The organism is Streptomyces sp. NPDC057486 (assembly GCF_042802415.1).
Taxonomy (GTDB): Bacteria; Actinomycetota; Actinomycetes; order Streptomycetales; family Streptomycetaceae; genus Streptomyces; species Streptomyces yanii.
In genome coordinates this window covers 174,710-193,895 of record NZ_JBHVEE010000001.1, presented here as the reverse complement: position 1 = coordinate 193,895, position 19,186 = coordinate 174,710, and the positions used below count along the sequence as shown (strand labels likewise).

Genomic DNA, 19,186 nt, shown 5'->3' with positions numbered 1-19,186 from the left:
CCCAGATGATCTCCACTCTGCTCGTCGCCAACCGGGGCGAGATCGCCTGCCGGATCTTCCGGACCTGCCGCGCCCTGGGCATCGCCACCGTCGCCGTGCACTCCGACGCGGATGCCGACGCGCTGCATGTCAGGGAGGCGGACGCGGCCGTACGGCTGCCGGGGGCCGCCCCCACCGACACATATCTGCGTGGTGATCTCGTCGTGCGCGCCGCGCTCGCCGCGGGCGCCGACGCCGTGCACCCCGGCTACGGGTTCCTCTCCGAGAACGCCGGGTTCGCCCGGGCCGTGCAGGACGCCGGCCTCCTCTGGGTCGGTCCGCCGGTCAAGGCCATCGAGATGATGGCGTCCAAGACCCGCGCCAAGGAGCTGATGGCCGCCGCCGACGTGCCGCTGCTCTCCCCCGTCGACCCGGCGAAGGCGACCGCGGACGATCTGCCGCTGCTGCTGAAGGCCGCGGCCGGTGGCGGCGGGCGCGGGATGCGGGTCGTACGGGAACTGGGTGCGCTCCCCGGCGAGGTGGCGGCCGCCACGGCCGAGGCGGCGAACGCCTTCGGGGACGGGGAAGTCTTCGCCGAGCCGTACGTCGAGGGCGGCCGGCACGTCGAGGTCCAGATCATGGCCGACGAGCACGGCACCGTATGGGCGCTCGGCACCCGCGACTGCTCGCTCCAGCGGCGTCACCAGAAGGTCATCGAGGAAGCACCCGCACCCGGCCTCGACGAGGCGCTGCGCACCCGGCTGCACGACGCGGCGACCGCCGCCGCCCGAGCCGTCGGCTACCGCGGGGCGGGCACCGTCGAGTTCCTCGTCACCGCCGACGGGCGCCCCTGCTTCCTGGAGATGAACACCCGCCTCCAGGTCGAACACCCCGTCACCGAAGCCGTCTTCGGCCTCGACCTCGTCGCCCTGCAGCTGTCCGTCGCCGAAGGCGAACCCCTCCCGTCCCCCACACCCCCCGCCCCGCACGGGCACGCCGTCGAGGCCCGGCTCTACGCCGAGGACCCCGCCCACGACTGGCAGCCCAGGACCGGGCCGCTGCACACCCTCGACGTGCCGGACGAACCCGGACTGCGGCTGGACACCGGGTACACCGGCGGCGACACCATCGGCGTGCACTACGACCCGATGCTCGCCAAGGTCATCGCCCACGCCCCCACACGCACCCAGGCCGTCCGGCTCCTCGCCCGCGCCCTGGAGCGCACCCGCATCCACGGACCGGTCACCAACCGCGACCTGCTCGTGCGGTCCCTGCGCCACCCCGACTTCACCGGCGCCCGCCTCGACACCGGCTTCTACGACCGCCACCTCGCCGCCCTCACCGCCACCCCCGACGGCGCCACGGACCGGAACCTCGCCGCCCTCGCCGCAACCGCCGCCGACGCCACTCGCCACCGCACCCCACGCCCCCCGGCGGCATCCACTCCGGCCACGGGGTCCCGATTCGGCGCCTGGCGCAATGTCCCCTCCCAGCCCCAGACCAGGCGCTACCGCAGCGAACCCGACGGAACCGAGCACGAGGTCGCCTACCGCACCACCCGCAGCGGCGCGATCGAAGCCCCCGGCGCCCGGATCCTCGCCGTCACCCCCGACCACGTCACCGTCGAGACGGATGACGGCGTCACCCACCGCTTCCGCCACGCCACCCACCACGACCGGGTGTACGTGGACGGCGCCACCCGCTCGTACACCTTCACCGCCCTGCCCCGCTTCACCGAACCCACCGACCGCACCGACCCCGGCTCCCTGCTCGCCCCCATGCCGGGCACCGTCGTCCGGCTCGCGGACGGACTCGTGGCGGGCGCGGCGGTCGAGGCGGGGCAGCCGCTGATCTGGCTGGAGGCGATGAAGATGGAACACCGCATTCTCGCCCCCGCCTCCGGCACCCTCACCGCACTGCATGCCGCACCCGGCCTTCAGGTGGAGGTCGGCGCCCTGCTCGCCGTCGTACAGGAGGAACCGACCCCATGAGTACCGTCCTCGAAACCGAAGAGCAGCAAGCCCTGCGCGCCGCCGTCGCCGCACTCGGAAAGCGGTACGGGCGCGACTACATGACCTCCGTCGTGCGCGACGGAGCCCACCCCCGCGAACTGTGGACCGAAGCGGCCAAGCTCGGCTACCTCGGGGTGAATCTCCCGGAGGAGTACGGCGGTGGTGGCAGCGGCATGTCCGAACTCTCCATCGTCCTGGAGGAATTGGGAGCTGCGGGCAGTCCGCTGCTGATGATGGTCGTCTCCCCGGCGATCTGCGGCACCGTCATCGCCCGCTTCGGCACCGACACCCAGAAGCAGCAGTGGCTACCGGGCCTCGCGGACGGCTCCCTCACCATGGCCTTCGGCATCACCGAACCCGATGCCGGATCCAACTCCCACCGCATCACCACCACCGCCCGCCGCGACGGCGAGGACTGGCTGCTCACCGGGCGGAAGGTCTTCGTCTCCGGCGTCGACATCGCCGACGCCACCCTCGTCGTCGGCCGCACCGAGGACGCCAGGACGGGGAAGCTCAAGCCCTGTCTCTTCATCGTCCCGCGCGACGCCCCCGGCTTCCGGCGCTCGCAGATCGACATGGAACTCCAGGCGCCGGAGAAGCAGTTCGAGCTCGTCCTCGACGACGTGCGGCTGCCCGCCGACGCCCTCGTCGGAGGGGGTACCTCCCGCTCGGGCGAAGCCGGGAGCGGGGGAGAGGACGCGGGTCTGCTCCAGCTCTTCGCCGGACTGAACCCCGAACGCATCATGACCGCCGCGTTCGCTCTCGGCATGGGGCGGTACGCGCTCGGCCGCGCCGTCGAGTACGCGCGGACCCGCCAGGTGTGGAAGGAGCCCATCGGCTCCCACCAGGCCATCGCCCATCCCCTCGCCCAGGCACACATCGAAATCGAACTGGCCCGACTGATGATGCAGAAGGCCGCCAGGCTGTACGACGAGGGCGACGACATCGGCGCCGGCGAAGCCGCGAACATGGCGAAATACGCCGCCGCCGAAGCCTGCGTGAAGGCCGTCGACCAGGCCGTGCACACCCTCGGCGGCAACGGCCTCACCCGCGAGTACGGGCTCGCGTCCCTGATCACCGCCGCCCGCGTCGCCCGGATCGCACCCGTCAGCCGGGAAATGATCCTGAACTACGTTTCCCACCAGTCCCTGGGTCTCCCCAAGTCCTACTGACAGGAGGGACCCTGTCCCTCCACCCGCCGTATCGAAGGGACCCGCCATGGTGAACGTGTTCCGCAGCGAGTACGCAGACGTCCAGCCGCTCGACCTGCCCATCCATGACGCGGTCCTCGGGCAGGCCGCCGGCACCTACGGCGACACGGTCGCCCTGATCGACGGCACCGACGGCACCACCGCCCTCACCTACCGGCAGCTCGACACCTTCCACCGACGGATCGCGGCGGCGCTCGCCGCCGCCGGGGTCCGCAAGGGCGACGTCCTCGCCCTGCACAGCCCCAACACCCTCGCCTACCCGGCCGTGTTCTTCGGAGCCACCCGGGCAGGTGCGACCGTCACCACCGTGCACCCGCTCGTCACGGCGGAGGAGTTCGCCGAACAGCTCCGCGACTCCTCCGCCCGGTGGATCGTCACCGTCTCCGCCCTTCTCGCAACCGCCCGCCGCGCCGCCGAACTCGTCGGCGGCATCGAGGAGATATTCGTCTGCGACCGGGCCGACGGACACACCTCCGTCCTCGACATGCTGGGCTCCGCCGCTCCCGAACCGCAGATCGCCATCGACCCGGCGGAGGACATCGCCGCACTCCCGTACTCCTCCGGCACCACCGGCACGCCCAAGGGCGTGATGCTCACCCACCGCTCCATGGCCACCAACCTGGAACAGCTGCGACCGTTCATCCCGATGAACCCCGGCCACCGGATCCTGGCCGTCCTGCCGTTCTTCCACATCTACGGGCTCACCGCTCTGATGAACGCCCCGCTCCGGCTCGGCGCCACCGTCGTCGTCCTGCCGCGCTTCGACCTCGTCCAGTTCCTCACCGCGATCGAGAAGCACCGGATCAGCGGGCTGTACGTGGCACCGCCGATCGTGCTGGCCCTCGCCAAGCACCCGGCCGTCGCCCAGTACGACCTGTCGTCGCTGGAGTACGTCGTCAGCGCCGCCGCCCCGCTCGACGCCGAACTCGCCGCCGCCTGCTCCCGGCGCCTGGGACTGCCGCCGGTACGGCAGGCGTACGGCATGACGGAACTCTCACCCGGCACCCATGTCGTCCCGCTCGCCGCCGAGAACCCGCCGGCCGGCGCCGTCGGGAAACTCCTGCCCAGCACCGAGATGCGCATCGCCTCCCTCGACGACCCGGACCGCGACGCGGGGATCGACACCGACGGCGAGGTGCTCATCCGCGGCCCGCAGGTGATGAAGGGCTACCTCGGCCGGCCCGACGCCACCGCCGACATGATCGATGCCGACGGGTGGGTGCACACCGGCGACATCGGCCGCGTCGACGCCGACGGCTGGCTGTCCGTCGTCGACCGGGTCAAGGAACTCATCAAGTACAAGGGCTACCAGGTCGCCCCGGCCGAACTCGAAGCCCTGCTGCTCGGCCATCCTTCGATCGCGGACGCCGCCGTCATCGGGGTGTACGACACGGACGGCAACGAGGTCCCCAAGGCGTATCTGGTCCGGCAGGCGGGAGTCACCGCCGCCGACCTCACCGCGGACGACGTCATGGCGTACGTCGCCGAGCGCGTCTCCCCGTACAAGAAGGTCCGGCGGGTGGAATTCATCGACGCCGTACCGAGGGCCACCTCCGGAAAGATCCTCCGGCGCGAACTGCGCGACCGGGAGAAGGCCGACGAAAAGGCCGGCGAGAGGGCGGAAGAGGCATGAAACTGGTCCGCACCGGCCGCGAGCGCGGGATCGCCACCGTACGGCTGGACTCACCGACGAACCGCAACGCGCTCTCCGCACGGCTCGTCGCCGAACTCCACGAAACGCTCGCCGCCCACGGCGGGGACGAGACCGTGCGCGCCGTCGTCCTCACCCACACCGGCACCACGTTCTGCGCCGGCGCCGACCTGGGCGCACCCCCGGAGCCCGAGGCGTTCGTCGCCCTGATGCGGCAGATCGTGACCCTGCCCAAACCGGTCGTGGCCCGCGTCGACGGACATGTCCGGGCCGGCGGACTCGGCCTCCTCGCGGCCTGCGACATCTCGGCCGCCGGACCCGCCTCCACCTTCGCCCTCACCGAGTCCCGGCTCGGCCTCGCCCCCGCCGTGATCTCGATGCCGCTGCTGCCCCGCACCGACCCCAGGGCCGCCGCCCGCTACTACCTCACCGGAGAACGGTTCGACGCGACCGAAGCGGCCCGCATCTCCCTCGTCACCATCGCCGCCGAGGACGTCGACAAAGCACTCGTACCCGTACTGGACGGACTGCGCCGGGCCTCACCGCAGGGGCTGGCAGCATCGAAGGAGCTGGTCACAGCTACTGTGCGGGAGAGTTTCGACCAGTACGCCGAAGACCTCATCGCCCGCTCGGCAGCACTCTTCGCCTCCGCCGAGGCACGGGAGGGGATGACAGCCTTCCTCGAACGACGGGACCCCGCATGGGTGTTGTGACGCCTCCCACCGACAGGACCCCCAAGCAGGACCGCAGCCGCGCCACCCGCCAACGGCTGCTCGAAGCCGCGGTCGCCTGCCTCGCCGAACACGGCTGGGCGGGCTCCACGGTCTCCGTCGTCGCCGAACACGCCGGGGTCTCCCGAGGTGCCGCCCAGCACCACTTCCCCACCCGCGAGGACCTGTTCACCGCCGCCGTCGAATACGTCGCCGAGGAACGCTCCGCCGCCCTGCGCGCCCTTCCCGTCCAGGGCCGTACGGCTGTCGTCGCCGCCCTCGTCGATCTCTACACCGGCCCGCTCTTCCGTGCCGCCCTCCAGCTCTGGGTCGCCGCGTCCAACGAATCGCAGCTCCGCCCCCGCGTCACCGAACTCGAAGCCCGCGTCGGCCGCGAGACCCACCGCATCGCCGTCGAACTCCTCGCCGCCGACGAGACGAAGCCCGGCGCACGCGAAACCGTCCAGGGGCTCCTCGACATGGCCCGCGGCCTCGGGCTGGCCAACGTGCTGACCGATGACACCGCCCGGCGTCAGAGGGTCGTGGCACAGTGGGCGGCGCTGGTGGACGACGCACTCGACTGACCTTGGAGGACCTGTGGGTGACCACTTCCAGACGATCGTCGACCTCGACGCCACCGAGCAGGACGCCGCCCCGCTCGGCGCCGGGCTCCTCGACTGGCTGATCGCCGAAGGAATCGTCGGCGCCGAGCGCACCGACTGCGTCCTCGACGGAGACGGCTACGGCAACGCACCCGGTCCGAACTACGCCAAGGCCGTCGACGACCCGGAACCGGTCGACCTGTGGAGCAACGGCGTCCACGTCGCGACCGGACGCACCGTGTTCGACAGCGGCCAGGGCGACGCGGGAGCTGCCACCTGCCCGCTCTGCGCCACCGAGATCCGCCTCGTCGACGACACCTGGTGCCCCGTCGACAGCGCCTGGGCCCCGCTCGCGGGCCGGCTCGGCGCCTGGGCGAACGGCGGCGAAGGCATCGTGGAGTGCCCCTCCTGCCGTCGGCCCTCCGGCATCGACCGCTGGAGCTGGGAGGACGACTACTACGCCTGCGGGCAGCTCGGCCTCACCTTCTGGAACTGGGCGGAGCTGACCCACGGCTTCGAACAGGAGGTGCGGCGCCGCCTCGGCGGACACCGCACCGTCACTCTCCGCGGCAAGCTCTGAGGGCTGCCCCGTCATCCCTGGTGGATCAGCGCGCGGCGTCGGATGCGGTGCATCGCACGGCGGAGGAGCGTCCTCATACCGGGCGCATTCGGGCGTTCCGGCAATGCGGCGAGGTGCCGCAGCCGGCGTCGTGCGCCCGCCGGGGATTACGGGACAGCCCTCAGGGCCTCCTGTCCGGATCCCGCCGGGCGCGCGGTACCGGGACCGTCAGTTCCCCAGATCCGCGATCTGCCCGTACCCCTCGATCTCCCGGGGGTCACGCGGCCCCGGGCCGACATACCTCGCCGACGGCCGCACCAGCCGCCCCGTGCGCTTCTGCTCCAGGATGTGCGCCGACCAGCCCGCCGTACGCGCACACGTGAACATCGACGTGAACATGTGCGCCGGGACCTCCGCGAAGTCCAGCATGATCGCCGCCCAGAACTCCACGTTCGTCGCCAGCACCCGGTCCGGCCGCCGCGCGTGCAACTCCTCCAGCGCGGCCCTCTCCAGCGCCTCCGCCACCTCGAACCGCGGCGCACCCAGCTCCTTCGCGGTCCGCCGCAGCACGCGCGCCCGCGGGTCCTCGGCCCGGTAGACCCGGTGCCCGAAGCCCATGAGCCGCTCGCCCTTGTCCAGGGCCTTCTTCACGTACGCGGTGGCGTCACCGGTCCGCTCGATCTCCTCGATCATGCCGAGGACCCGGGACGGGGCGCCGCCGTGCAGCGGACCCGACATCGCGCCCACCGCACCGGACAGTGCGGCCGCCACATCGGCGCCGGTCGACGCGATGACCCGGGCGGTGAACGTGGACGCGTTCATGCCGTGCTCGGCGGCCGACGTCCAGTACGCGTCGACGGCTTTGACGTGCTTCGGGTCCGGCTCGCCGCGCCAGCGGATCATGAACCGCTCGACGACGGACTGCGCCTTGTCGATCTCGCTCTGCGGGACCATCGGCAACCCCTGCCCGCGCGCCGACTGGGCGACGTACGACAGTGCCATCACGGCGGCCCGCGCCAGATCGTTGCGGGCGGTCTCCTCGTCGATGTCGAGGAGCGGCTTCAGCCCCCAGACCGGCGCCAGCATGGCCAGCGCGGACTGCACATCGACACGGATGTCACCCGAGTGGACCGGGATCGGGAACGGCTCGGCGGGCGGCAGCCCGGGGTTGAACGCCCCGTCGACCAGCAGACCCCACACGTTCCCGAACGACACATGACCGACGAGATCCTCGATGTCAACCCCGCGGTAGCGGAGCGAGCCGCCTTCCTTGTCGGGCTCGGCGATCTCCGTCTCGAACGCGATGACTCCTTCGAGTCCGGGTACGAAGTCGGACATCATGGGCTCCCCTCGATCGGCGGCTGTATGGAGGCCACAGTGGCCTGCCCCAAGATATTGGCGGGTTCCCACGATGCGGGGAAGCGTGACATCCGGCACAGCCACCCACTTCATCCGAGCGCGATTGGCACCCCTCCTTACCGGGCAGACTCGGCCCCTGCGGCAGGATGACCCCGTGCCCACCGCAGATTCCCCTTCCGATTCCACCACCGATCCGGCCGCGATGCGCGAGCAGTACCGCTCCGAGGGCTTCACCGAGGACACGCTCGACGCCAACCCGATTCAGCAGTTCGCCCACTGGTTCCGGCAGATCGCCGCAGGTGGAATGGTCTACGAGCCGAACGCCATGGTGGTCTCCACGGCCACCCCCGACGGCCGCCCCTCCTCCCGGACGGTGCTGCTGAAGAAGTACGACGACCGCGGATTCGTCTTCTTCACCAACTACGCCTCCCGCAAGGGCCGCGAGCTGACCGCCAACCCGTACGTCTCCCTGCTCTTCCCCTGGCACCCGCTGGCCCGCCAGGTCATCGTCACCGGCACTGCGGCGCGTGTCGCCCGCGAGGAGACGGTCGCCTACTTCCGAACCCGCCCCCACGGCTCCCAGTTGGGCGCCTGGGCGAGCGAGCAGTCGACGGTCATCGGCTCCCGCCAGGAACTCATCGACCGGTACGAGGAACTGGCGGCCCGCTACCCGGAGGGCGAGCACATCCCCGCACCCCCCGAGTGGGGCGGCTTCCGGGTCGTACCGGAGACGATCGAGTTCTGGCAGGGCCACGAGAACCGCCTCCACGACCGACTGCGGTACGTACGCGAGGGCGAGGGCTGGCGAGTGGAACGCCTCTGCCCCTGACCGGCCCCGAACACGCAGAAACCCGCGGGCTCTGGTCCCTCCTTGCGGAGGAGCCGGCCGGATCTACCGGCGAGCCCGCGGGTCGGTGACTGCTTGGGTTTCGGCAGACAGCCTGCCGAGGTGCACGATGTGCGACGACGGGCTGTCAGCCCGCAGCCACCTCACGAATCCGATAAGACTGCACTTTTCGGATCACCTCCTTTCAACGTGTACAACACACACTAGGAACCTCTCCGGGACCGCACAACCCATTTATCGAGATCTTCCGGAGCACCGATTTCCCGGAATTCGATGTGCGCTGAGTCACGTTCGAGTTCAATGATCTGACGTGTGGCAACGGCGGACACGTCCGGCAGGGGGTCCGGGATGAGCGCTTCCAGGAGCAGTGGGATCACCGACGCCATCGGGCCCGAACCCATCCCCGGGTCGGAGCTGCTCGCGGCGCTGCTCGACGGTATGGACGCGGCGCTCTGCGCGTTCGACGCGGGCGGTGCGATCACCCACTGGAACCGAGAGGCCGAGCGGATTCTCGGCTGGACCGCCGAGGAAGCCGTGGGGCGGCCGGGGTTCGCGGGGTGGGCGGTGCGCCATGCGGACGCGGGTGAGGTGCACGGGCGGTTGATGGCGGCCATGGACGCGCCGGGCCGCCAGGTCCACGAGTTCGCGCTGCTGCGCAAGGACGGCGGCCGGGTGCTCGTACGGACCCAGGCCGCCGGGGTGCGGGGCGCGGACGGGAAGCCGGCCGGGGTCTACTGCGCATTCGGCGAGGTGCACGCGCAGATCGACCTGGAGCGGTCGATCGCCCTCAGCGAGGCGCTGTTCGAGGACGCCTCCTGGGGCGTGGTCCTCGTCGACGTGGACCTGCGGCCGACGGTCGTCAACGCCTATGCGGCGCGGGCGCTCGGCGGCGGCCGTACGACGATGCTGGGACGCCCGCTCGGAGAGCTCCTCGTGCAGGGTGTCGAGGACCTGGAGGGCGCGCTGCAGCACGTCCTCGCCGAGGGGCCGCCGCCCGCGCCCGCCGACCTGTGGGTGACGCTGCGGACGGCGGAGGGGGACCGGCGGCGCTGCTGGCACAGCGGGTTCCTGCAGCTGGCGTCGCCGCTCGCGGAGGAGCCGGTTCCGCTGGGCGTCGGCTGGCTGTTCCAGGACGTGACGGCGGAGCGGCTGGCGGCGCAGGAGGCTGACCGGGTGCGGTTCCGGTCGAACCAGCTGCACCGGGCGTGCCGGTCGGCGGCCGAGTGCGAGGACCCGATGGAGGCGGCGACGGCCTACCTGGACTACGCGCTTGCGGGCTTCGCCGACCATGCGCTGATCGACCTGGTGGCGGGGGCGCGGCTGGTTCGGGCGGCGGCGACGCCGACCGAGGCCCCCGGCCCGTGTCAGCCCGTGGCGGCGGGCGGCATCCCGCTCCGCTACGCCCCGGGCCACCCGGCGCTCCAGGCGGTGGACCGCACGGGCTCGGTCCGCGTGAGCGCCGGTGCGGCTCCGGGGGGAGGGGCCTGGGCGGCGGACCGTCAGTGGCCGGGCGACTCGGTCCATGCCCTGTGCGCGGTGCTGCGGAGCCGGGGCCGGACGCTGGGCGTGGTGACGTTCCTCCGGGCGGCGAACCGCAGCCCTTTCCAACGCCAGGACGCGACGTACGCGGAGAGCGTGGCGGCCCGGGTGGCAACAGCGGTGGACCTGTCCCGGGCGCTGGCCACGCCCTAGTGCCCCTCCCGGCAAGCTTTGCCCCGTCGCACCGCCCGGCACGCGCTCCCCCAAGGCCTCAAGGGCCAGGGGGGACCCCCTTCCGCGTTGGCCAAAAGCCCTGGTAGCTCCTTCCCCAAGCTCTCAACTCCGTTCGAGCAGGGGAGACCCCATCCAAGGACTTCCGGCCGCCTTGCGATCACACGCACCGGACGGCGCTCCTCATGGGGCAAACATTGCCGGTCGCAGCACTAGTGCTGCGACCGGTGCCGGTCACGGCACGGGTACCGGCCGATCCGGCCCGTCCGGCGTTCGAGGACGGAAGCCATCACCCGGGGAAGCCGCAGCCCCTGCATCAGTGCCGGTAGAAGATCCGATCCGCGTACTCCGCCATCACGCGCCCGTTCCACTCGTGTCCGCCGTCGACATTCCCCGACCGCAGCAGCGGCGGTTCGATCCCCCGCTCGACCAATCGCTCCGCGGCCGTCGCCATCACGGCCTGCATCACCGCACTGGTGACCACCGTCGACGCGGGCGCGAACGGCGCCTCGACGCCCTTCGTCGTCAGCTCCGCGTCGCCGATCGCGATCTTGCTGTCGATGACGATGTCGCAGTGGTCCCGCAGGAACCCGCCCGAGACGTGCCGCGACCGGGTCCCGTCCGCGTAGGCGACCGACGTGACACCGATGACCTTCAGGCCGAGTGCCTGCGCGTTGACCGCCATTTCGACGGGCAACGCGTTCCGCCCGGAGAGCGAGATGATCACCAGCAGGTCGCCGGCGCTCGCCGGGCTGGAGTCGAGCACGGCGCCGGCCAGCCCCTCGACCCGTTCCAGCGCCGAGCCGAGCGTCGCCGGCATGACGTCGACGCCGAGTGTGCCGGGCACGGCGAGCAGGTTCATCAGAGCCAGTCCACCGGCCCGGTAGACGACGTCCTGGGCGGCGAGGGACGAGTGGCCGGCGCCGAACGCGAAGAGCCGGCCACCCGCTTCGACGGTGTCGGCGATCGCGGCCCCGGCTGCCGCGATCGGGCCGGCCTCCTCGTCGCGTACCCGCTCCAGCAGGCCGATCGCTGCATCGAAGAACTGACCGGCCAGCATGCTGTCGCTCATCGGGGAGGCCCTTTCCGCAGGGGTGGGGGTGTCCGTGCCGCGGATCACGTTGCGGTCTGGACCAGTGACCTGTCAATACCGTCCGGGACGCACACGGAGGGTCGAGGGTTCGGTCGGCGCGGCACGGTTGTCAGCGGTATGCGTCAGAATTGCTTGAGGGCCAGCGCACGACGTTTTTCATGTCACAGCATCGAGGGGCACGAATGTCCGGACTGATCGACACAACGGAGATGTATCTCCGCACCATCCTCGAACTCGAAGAGGAAGGCGTCGTTCCCATGCGCGCCCGGATCGCGGAACGGCTGGACCAGAGCGGTCCGACGGTCAGCCAGACGGTGGCGCGGATGGAGCGCGACGGTCTGGTGCAGGTCGCGGGCGACCGGCATCTGGAGCTGACGGAGGAGGGCCGCCGGCTGGCGACCCGGGTGATGCGCAAGCACCGCCTCGCCGAGTGCCTGCTCGTCGACGTGATCGGCCTGGAGTGGGAGCAGGTGCACGCCGAGGCCTGCCGCTGGGAGCACGTGATGAGCGAGGCGGTGGAGCGGCGGGTGCTGGAGCTGCTGCGGCACCCGACGGAGTCCCCGTACGGGAATCCGATCCCGGGCCTGGAGGAGCTGGGCGAGAAGGCCGAGGCCGACCCGTTCCTGAACGACGGCATGGTGAGTCTGTCCGAGCTCGACCCGGGCGCCGACGGCAAGACCGTGGTGGTTCGCCGGATCGGTGAGCCGATCCAGACGGACGCCCAGCTGATGTACACGTTGCGGCGGGCGGGCGTGCAGCCCGGTTCCGTGGTCAGCGTGACGCAGTCGCCGGGCGGGGTGCTGGTCGGCAGCAGCGGTGAGGCGGCGGAGCTGGACTCCGAGGTCGCCTCGCACGTGTTCGTGGCCAAGCGCTGACCGGAGGCGGCCCGGGAGGGGCGCACGTGGACCGCACGCCGACCCGTACGAAGGAAGCCGAAGCGTAACGTCCGGTTTCCGTTTTTCCGTCCCGAATGGCAGCGGCCGGGCGCATCGCGTGCCAGGCTGTGGCTGAGCCATACCTGAGAGTGTCGGCCGCCCGGCCATGCGGTCGGGGAGGGAGCAGCGGATGCGCCCGTCGTACTGGCATGTGCAGCAGAGGGCGGCTGCCACGATCACGAGCACCCGGACCGCCCCGCCTGTCCGGGCTGCCCACAAGACCGCGGCCCCGTCCCCGCACGCCCCCCGGACGTGGGAGGGCCCCGGCGCCGCGCGGCGCCGGGGCCTCTCCTCCCCTGTTCCGACCTGGAGCCCCGAGCTCTCAAGGTCGGTCCCCACGGACCCTCATCCCCGAGTGGTCCGCCTCCCGGAGAAGATCTCCCCGCCGCGGGCGATGTCAATCCTTGGAAGGGGTCACTCGAACGAGGGGTGTTGCGAGCCGAACACCGATTTTCGAATACAGGTTCGATAGTCTGGCGTGACGCGACCACACGGCGATCGAGCGGTTGTCGAGGACCAGAAGGGGGTGCCAGGACCTATGGTGCGGCGCATCGATGTAACCGGATCCGACGGCGTACGCCTCGCGGCCTGGGAGTTCGCAGACCCGCCCAAGGAGCGCACGGAGGGCGTACGCGCCCCCGGGGTCTTACTGCTTCATGGACTGATGGGCCGGGCCTCCCACTGGGCCTCCACCACCCGCTGGCTCGCCGAGCGGCACCGGGCGGTCGGCCTCGACCAGCGGGGGCACGGCCGCAGCGAGAAACCCGCCGAAGGCCCCTACACGCGTGAGGCGTACGTCGCCGATGCCGAGGCGGCGATCGAACAGCTCGGTCTGGCTCCCGTCACCGTCGTCGGCCATTCGATGGGTGCCCTCACCGCCTGGCAGCTCGCCGCGAAGCGCCCCGATCTGGTCCACGCCCTGGTCATCTGCGACATGCGGGCCTCCGCGCTCGGCGCGGCCTCGCAGCGGGAGTGGGAGGACTGGTTCAAGTCATGGCCGGTGCCGTTCGCGACACTCTCCGACGTGCGGAAGTGGTTCGGTGAGGACGACCCCTGGGTGGAGCGGCCGAACCCGTCCCGCGGCGAGTTCTTCGCCGAGGTGATGGCCGAGCGCGCCGACGGCTGGCGCCCCGTCTTCTCCCGCCGCCAGATGCTCCAGTCCCGTGCGACATGGGTGTACGACGCGCACTGGGAGGAGCTGGCACAGGTCCGGTGCCCGACGCTGGTGCTCCGCGGCCTGGACGGCGAGCTGGGCCGCGCGGAGGCGCAGGAGATGGTCCGCGTACTGCCGCGCGGACAGTACGCGGAGGTGGCGGACGCCGGCCATCTCGTCCACTACGACCAACCGGAGGGCTGGCGCGCCGCGGTCGAACCGTTCCTGGAGCAGTTCGCCGAGGACCCCCGCAACGACCGCGAGCCCGTCTCCCCGTGACGGAGCAGCCCCGCCCGGCCCGCGTCACCCCTTGCTGACCGCCGCCAGGATCTCGGGCAGCCGGTTCGCCGTGCGCGGTGCGGCCAGCCGCAGCCCCGCCCAGCCGACCAGCGCCCCGTACGCGCTGCCGACCGGCAGCAGTACCCACAACCAGTCCTCCGCGTCGATCAGATGCAGCCAGATCGTCGCCACGATCACCGGCGCGCACAGCAGCGCCGCCGAGACCATGCCGCCGAAGATCGAGATCCAGGCGAGCCCGGCCTGCCCCGGTGCCACGTTCTTGAACCCGCTGTCCTGAGGGATCGAGTACGGGAAGTTGGCCGACGCCAGTGCCCCCGTCGCCAGCATCGCGCCCAGCAGGGCGAGCGACAGCCCTATGGCACCCGGCAGCTTCTCCCAGTCGCCGAGCACCGCCGCCGTCGCCACGGTCACCAGCACCGTGTACGGGAGAGTGATCACCAGCAACGCCGCCGCCCGACCCCGCAGTTCGAGGTAGGCGTCCCGGGTGGAGGAGATCGTCAGCGCCACCATCCAGAACGCCGAGGTGTCCTGCCCGAACTGGTTGTACATCTGGATGCCGAGCATCCCGGCGGCGAAGCAGGCGAAGTAGACCGAGCCGGTGCCCTGCACCGCGTTGAGCAGCGGCACGATCAACCCGATGGCGAGCGCCGTCACCCAGGCGGCCTTGGTCTTCGGGTCCCGTGCCACGTACCGCAGACTGCGCCGTATCACCGTCCCCGTGCGCCCCTCGGGCAGCAGTGCGGAGAGCCGGGAGCCGTCCCTGCCGGACTTCTCCCGGGCCGTTCCGGCGGCGGCCAGCGTGGAACCGTCCGGGGCGGTCATCAGCTTCACCAGACTCCGCTGCCACAGCCACACCAGCGCACCCAGCGCCGCGACGGAGAGCAGCAGTTGTGCCACGGCCCGCCCGTACGACCCCTGCGCCACCGATTCCACCGCACCGATCGCCGAGGCGGGCGGCAGCCAGCGCACCACGTCCGCCGCCGGGTCGAGCGTGGCGAGGCCACCGGACCGGCCGAGCCGCTGCGCACCGAAGTTGACGACCTGGATGCCGACCGCGACCACGAGTCCGCTGAGAACCGCCAGATCGCGGCCCTTGCGGGAGCTCAGCAGCCGGGTGTTGGCCGTGGCGACGGCCCGCGCCAGGGCGACGCACACCACCAGTGTCAGCGGCACGGCGACCACCGCGCACACCACGGCCGCCGCCCCGTGCGCCACCGCGAACGCCGACCCGGCCGCCAGGCAGAGCGTGAACAGCGGTCCGACGCCGACGAGCGACGCCACCAGCAGCGCCCCGACCAGCGGGCGCGGCCGCAGCGGCAGCATCACGAGCCGGCTCGGGTCGAGGGTTTCGTCGCCGCTGGGGAAGAAGAGCGGCATCACCGCCCAGCCGAGCGCCAGCACCCCGGTCAGCAGGACCGTCAGGGAACCCGCGTGGGCGTGGCCGCGCAGCGCGGCCAGCGCGATGAGCTGGCCCGCCGCGAAGAGCAGCGTGAGGACGACGGACGAGATGTACGCGACCCGTCTGCCGGAGGACTGCCGCAGCCCGTTGCGCAGCAGCGTCAGCTTGAGCCGTACGAAGACGCGGACGAGCCGTTCGCCGCCGGCAGCGGGGCGGGTGGCGGAGGCGACGGGTGTGTCGAGCACGCTCATCGGGCGCCGCCCAGCCAGTCGAGGGAGTCGCCGGTGTCCCGGCCGCCCGCGCCGACGAGTTCGAGGAACGCGTCCTGCAACGACGGCGCCTTGCCGCGCACCTCGGCGAGGGTGCCGTGCGCCCGGATCGTGCCGCCCGCCATGACGGCCACCCAGTCGCACAGCGACTCGACGAGCTCCATCACATGGCTGGAGAAGACGACGGTCGCCCCCGAGTGGGTGTACCGCTCCAGGACCCCGCGGATGGTCTGCGCCGAGACGGGGTCGACGCCCTCGAACGGCTCGTCCAGAAAAAGCACGTCGGGGTTGTGCAGCAGCGCCGCGGCGAGCCCGATCTTCTTCCGCATGCCGGTCGAGTAGTCGACGACCAGCTTGTTCCGGGAGCCCGCCAGGTCGAGCACGTCCAGCAGCTGGCCGGCCCGCTTGTCGACCTCGGCGCCCGGCAGCCCGCGCAACCGTCCGGTGTACGCGAGGAGTTCACGCCCCGAGAGGCGTTCGAAGAGCCGCAGCCCCTCCGGCAGGACGCCGATCCTGGCCTTCACCTCGACCGGGTCCCGCCAGACGTCGTGCCCGCCGACCTCGACCGTGCCGTGGTCGGGACGGAGCAGCCCGGTCACCATCGACAGCGTGGTCGTCTTGCCCGCGCCGTTGGGTCCGACCAGACCGATGAACTTGCCTGCGGGCAGCTCCAGATCGATCCCGGCGACCGCGACCTGCGCCCCGAACCGCTTCCACAAGCCCTGTACGCGAACGGCGGGCGGCGCCGTTCGCGCCCCGCCCGCCTCCACCGCCCCGTGCGATCCCGCCGTGTTCCGGTCCGACATGGTGCTCCTGCCTTCGGTGTCCCCGTGTGAGGGGCCCAGACTACGAAAGGCGTGCCCGCGCGTCGGCTGCTTCCCGTCCGCAGGCGTAGGCGAGGGGGCTGATGACCTCTTCGGCTTCGGGCAGCCAGCGGTTGGCGGGGGTGGGCCGGCGCACCCACTGCACCGCACCGCGCCCGCCGATCCTGGTCGGCGGGCCCACCACGTAGTGGCCCTCACCGCGGCCGTGCAGACCGATCGCGGTGGCGCTCCAGCCCAGCCTCCGTACGAGATCGTCCGCCTTGGCCGCCGCGCCGGGCAGTACGAAGAAGAGCATCCGGCGGTCGGGGGTGCAGGTGACGGGGCCGAGCGGCAGGCTCATCCGCTCCATCCGGGCCAACGCCAGGAAGCCGGCGGACTCCGGTACGTCGATCGCGTCGAAGGTGCGACCGGTGGGCAGCAGCACCGAAGCCCCGGGCTGCTGGGACCACATCCGGCGGGCCGCGGCGCCGCTGCCGGTCGACCGGCTCGCCCAGTCGGGCCGGGTGGGGTGGGCGCCGGGGGCGGCGCAGCGGGCCTCTCCGCAGGAGCACCGTTCCGCTCCTTCCACCACCTGGAGCCAGGTGCCGGGGAACACGTCCCAGTGCCGCTCCTCCGCATAGCGCACGGCGGCGTCGAGCAGGTGCTCACCTCGTTGTTGGGGGACTTGTGCGGTTTCCGTGACTCCGATGGGCTCTTCCACGAACATCACAACTTCCGCCACCACCTGGGGTTACGGGCGTGGCGAACGCGGTCACGGTGCATCGCTCCCGCACATGGGGCGCATGGATGCATGGACGGGGGCGCGCATGAGGCGGTGCGTCGAGGGGCGGGTAGCCACATGTGGGGAATCCGGAACGGTTCCCCCATGCCGAATACGTGCCGAACCCGAACAACGACACGATACGCGCCATTAATGCCGTGAACACCGTGAACACAACGGAAAGCACCAACACGATCCATGTGCGCATTTCTTGGGCATATGCCGGGCAGTGATCCGTTCACCGATCACTGCGGTCTCAGGGGGAAACATGGCAGCCAGGCCTCTCGTCGCACGCCAGCCGAACGAACGGCTCCAGGCGCTCATCCAGGAAGCCGGATGCTCCAACGCGGGCCTCGCCCGCCGAGTCAACATGGTCGGCGCGGAGCGTGGCCTCGACCTCCGTTACGACAAGACTTCCGTGGCCCGCTGGCTGCGCGGACAGCAACCGCGCGGCAGGGCACCGGGAATCATCGCCGAGGCGCTCGGGCGCAAGCTCGGCCGTACGGTCACGATCGACGAGATCGGGATGGCCAACGGCAAGAATCTGGCGTCCGGGGTCGGCCTGCAGTTCGCGCCGACCGTGATCGGTGCGATCGAGCAGGTCTGTGAGCTGTGGCGCAGCGATGTCGGACGCCGCGACGTCCTGTCCGGTTCGGCGGTCGCGTCCTCGGCGCTGGTCGAGCCCAGCAGGGACTGGCTGATCACCGGTGCCGACCCGCAGGTGGCGCGCGCGGCGGGGGCGCGGGTCGGGATGTCGGACGTGGAGGCGGTGGTGGCGATGACGGCGGCGCTGGTCGACCTCGACCACCGGTTCGGCAGCGGGCATGTGCGGCCGGTCCTGGTGCACTACCTCAACAGCGTGGTCTCCGGGCTGCTCTCGGGGGCGTACCGCGAAACGGTCGGGCGGCAGCTGTTCGCGGCGGTCGCGCGGCTCACCGAGCTCGCCGGGTACATGGCGGTCGACACGGGGCAGCCGGGGCTCGCCCAGCGGTACTACATCCAGGCTCTGCGACTGGCGCAGGCGGCGGGCGACCGGGCGTACGGCGGCTATGTGCTGGCCGCTTCGATGAGCCATCTCGCCGCACAGCTCGGCAACCCGCGGGAGATCGCGCAGCTGGCACGGGCCGCGCAGGAGGGAGCGCGCGGGCGGGTCACGCCGCGCGCGGAGGCGATGTTCTACGCGGCGGAGGCGCGCGGGCACGCGCTGCTCGGCGATGCCCGGACCTGCCAGGCGGTGGCGGGCCGGGCCCTGACGGCGCTGGAGCACGCCGAACCGGACACCGGTGACGATCCGCCATGGATCGTCCACTTCGACTCCGCCTATCTCGCCGACGAGCTGGCCCACTGTCACCGCGATCTCGGCCAGGCGGAGGCGGCCGAGCGCCGGGCGACGGAGTCCCTGGCCGGTCTCCCGGAGTCCCGGGCCCGGCGCCGGGGCATCGGTCTGGTGCTGCTCGCCACGGCGCAGGTGCAGCTGCGCGAGGTGGAGCAGGCGTGTCATACGGGGACGCGGGCGATGGAGCTGCTGGGGACGGTGCGGTCCGAGCGGGGCGCGGAGTACCTGGACGATCTGCAGCAGCGGCTGGTCCCGTACAGCGACGAGCCGGCGGTCCGTGAGTTCGGGGCGCGGCTGGAGCTCCAGGCAGCCTGACCGGCGTCTGATCGGGGGTTTTTCGGGGCGCCCTTCAACTGCGTCGTCAGGCCTCGGCGTGTTACTGCCCCTGTGAAGGGGTGGTGAGTGATATCGGGCGCTTGGCGGAGGGCGGCTGCCACCCGATAGCGTGAGCCGACGATTCCGTAGGTTTACACGTAG

At 71.6% G+C, this 19,186-nt stretch carries 16 protein-coding genes; 11 read left to right on the top strand and 5 right to left on the bottom strand.

Going from position 1 to position 19,186, the window contains the following annotated elements; genetic code table 11:
* The first annotated feature begins 5 nt into the window (after positions 1 to 5).
* The 6 genes from ACFU6I_RS00970 to ACFU6I_RS00945 are packed head-to-tail and all read left to right on the top strand — an operon-like array spanning position 6 to position 6,745.
* Positions 6 to 1,970: an acetyl/propionyl/methylcrotonyl-CoA carboxylase subunit alpha gene (locus tag ACFU6I_RS00970; RefSeq protein ID WP_384359999.1), complete on the top strand. Its 1,965-nt coding sequence runs from the start codon at positions 6 to 8 to the stop codon at positions 1,968 to 1,970.
* On the top strand, positions 1,967 to 3,163 hold the full coding sequence (locus tag ACFU6I_RS00965) for an acyl-CoA dehydrogenase family protein (protein ID WP_384359997.1): 1,197 nt from the start codon (positions 1,967 to 1,969) through the stop codon (positions 3,161 to 3,163). The genes ACFU6I_RS00970 and ACFU6I_RS00965 overlap by 4 nt, the downstream gene beginning before the upstream one ends.
* Positions 3,164 to 3,209: 46 nt before the next feature.
* Positions 3,210 to 4,835 carry a 4-coumarate--CoA ligase family protein gene (locus ACFU6I_RS00960; RefSeq protein WP_384359995.1) on the top strand — a complete coding sequence of 542 codons (1,626 nt, stop codon included), beginning with the start codon at positions 3,210 to 3,212 and terminating at the stop codon, positions 4,833 to 4,835.
* Positions 4,832 to 5,566 carry an enoyl-CoA hydratase family protein gene (locus ACFU6I_RS00955; protein WP_384359993.1) on the top strand — a complete coding sequence of 245 codons (735 nt, stop codon included), beginning with the start codon at positions 4,832 to 4,834 and terminating at the stop codon, positions 5,564 to 5,566. The genes ACFU6I_RS00960 and ACFU6I_RS00955 overlap by 4 nt, the downstream gene beginning before the upstream one ends.
* Entirely contained in the window at positions 5,554 to 6,147 is a 594-nt protein-coding gene (locus ACFU6I_RS00950; RefSeq protein WP_384041529.1) for a TetR/AcrR family transcriptional regulator, read from the top strand. Before ACFU6I_RS00955 ends, ACFU6I_RS00950 begins: the two co-directional genes overlap by 13 nt.
* A 13-nt stretch (positions 6,148 to 6,160) precedes the next feature.
* Positions 6,161 to 6,745, top strand: a complete 585-nt coding sequence (locus ACFU6I_RS00945; RefSeq protein ID WP_384359991.1) for a hypothetical protein — start codon at positions 6,161 to 6,163, stop codon at positions 6,743 to 6,745.
* Between the two features lie 207 nt (positions 6,746 to 6,952).
* Here ACFU6I_RS00945 and ACFU6I_RS00940 read toward each other — a convergent pair whose 3' ends face one another.
* Positions 6,953 to 8,062: a citrate synthase 2 gene (locus ACFU6I_RS00940; protein WP_384360219.1), complete on the bottom strand. Its 1,110-nt coding sequence runs from the start codon at positions 8,060 to 8,062 to the stop codon at positions 6,953 to 6,955.
* A 223-nt stretch (positions 8,063 to 8,285) separates the two neighbouring features.
* Between ACFU6I_RS00940 and pdxH the strand changes: the two genes are divergently transcribed.
* Positions 8,286 to 8,912: a pyridoxamine 5'-phosphate oxidase gene (gene pdxH / locus ACFU6I_RS00935; RefSeq protein ID WP_384041587.1), complete on the top strand. Its 627-nt coding sequence runs from the start codon at positions 8,286 to 8,288 to the stop codon at positions 8,910 to 8,912.
* 366 nt (positions 8,913 to 9,278) lie between these two features.
* Positions 9,279 to 10,622, top strand: coding sequence for a PAS domain-containing protein (locus ACFU6I_RS00930; RefSeq protein WP_384359989.1), 1,344 nt, complete (start codon positions 9,279 to 9,281; stop codon positions 10,620 to 10,622).
* Positions 10,623 to 10,956: 334 nt separating this feature from the next.
* Here ACFU6I_RS00930 and ACFU6I_RS00925 read toward each other — a convergent pair whose 3' ends face one another.
* Complete coding sequence (locus tag ACFU6I_RS00925) at positions 10,957 to 11,712, bottom strand: SIS domain-containing protein (protein WP_384359987.1); 756 nt, start codon at positions 11,710 to 11,712, stop codon at positions 10,957 to 10,959.
* Positions 11,713 to 11,915: 203 nt separating this feature from the next.
* Between ACFU6I_RS00925 and ACFU6I_RS00920 the strand changes: the two genes are divergently transcribed.
* Together ACFU6I_RS00920 and ACFU6I_RS00915 are read left to right on the top strand one after the other, a co-directional pair.
* Positions 11,916 to 12,608: a metal-dependent transcriptional regulator gene (locus ACFU6I_RS00920; protein ID WP_266982858.1), complete on the top strand. Its 693-nt coding sequence runs from the start codon at positions 11,916 to 11,918 to the stop codon at positions 12,606 to 12,608.
* Positions 12,609 to 13,206: 598 nt separating this feature from the next.
* Complete coding sequence (locus tag ACFU6I_RS00915; RefSeq protein ID WP_384359985.1) at positions 13,207 to 14,100, top strand: alpha/beta fold hydrolase; 894 nt, start codon at positions 13,207 to 13,209, stop codon at positions 14,098 to 14,100.
* A 24-nt stretch (positions 14,101 to 14,124) separates the two neighbouring features.
* Here ACFU6I_RS00915 and ACFU6I_RS00910 read toward each other — a convergent pair whose 3' ends face one another.
* From ACFU6I_RS00910 to ACFU6I_RS00900, 3 genes are read right to left on the bottom strand one after another with little or no spacing between them, the layout of a single operon-like run.
* On the bottom strand, positions 14,125 to 15,771 hold the full coding sequence (locus ACFU6I_RS00910; RefSeq protein WP_384359983.1) for a transporter: 1,647 nt from the start codon (positions 15,769 to 15,771) through the stop codon (positions 14,125 to 14,127).
* Complete coding sequence (locus ACFU6I_RS00905; protein ID WP_384359981.1) at positions 15,768 to 16,595, bottom strand: ABC transporter ATP-binding protein; 828 nt, start codon at positions 16,593 to 16,595, stop codon at positions 15,768 to 15,770. Before ACFU6I_RS00905 ends, ACFU6I_RS00910 begins: the two co-directional genes overlap by 4 nt.
* A gap of 40 nt (positions 16,596 to 16,635) precedes the next feature.
* Positions 16,636 to 17,322, bottom strand: coding sequence for a bifunctional DNA primase/polymerase (locus ACFU6I_RS00900; protein WP_384360217.1), 687 nt, complete (start codon positions 17,320 to 17,322; stop codon positions 16,636 to 16,638).
* A 319-nt stretch (positions 17,323 to 17,641) separates the two neighbouring features.
* Here ACFU6I_RS00900 and ACFU6I_RS00895 point away from each other — a divergent pair, with 319 nt between their 5' ends.
* Positions 17,642 to 19,024: a transcriptional regulator gene (locus tag ACFU6I_RS00895; protein ID WP_384359979.1), complete on the top strand. Its 1,383-nt coding sequence runs from the start codon at positions 17,642 to 17,644 to the stop codon at positions 19,022 to 19,024.
* The last annotated feature ends 162 nt before the right edge of the window (positions 19,025 to 19,186 follow it).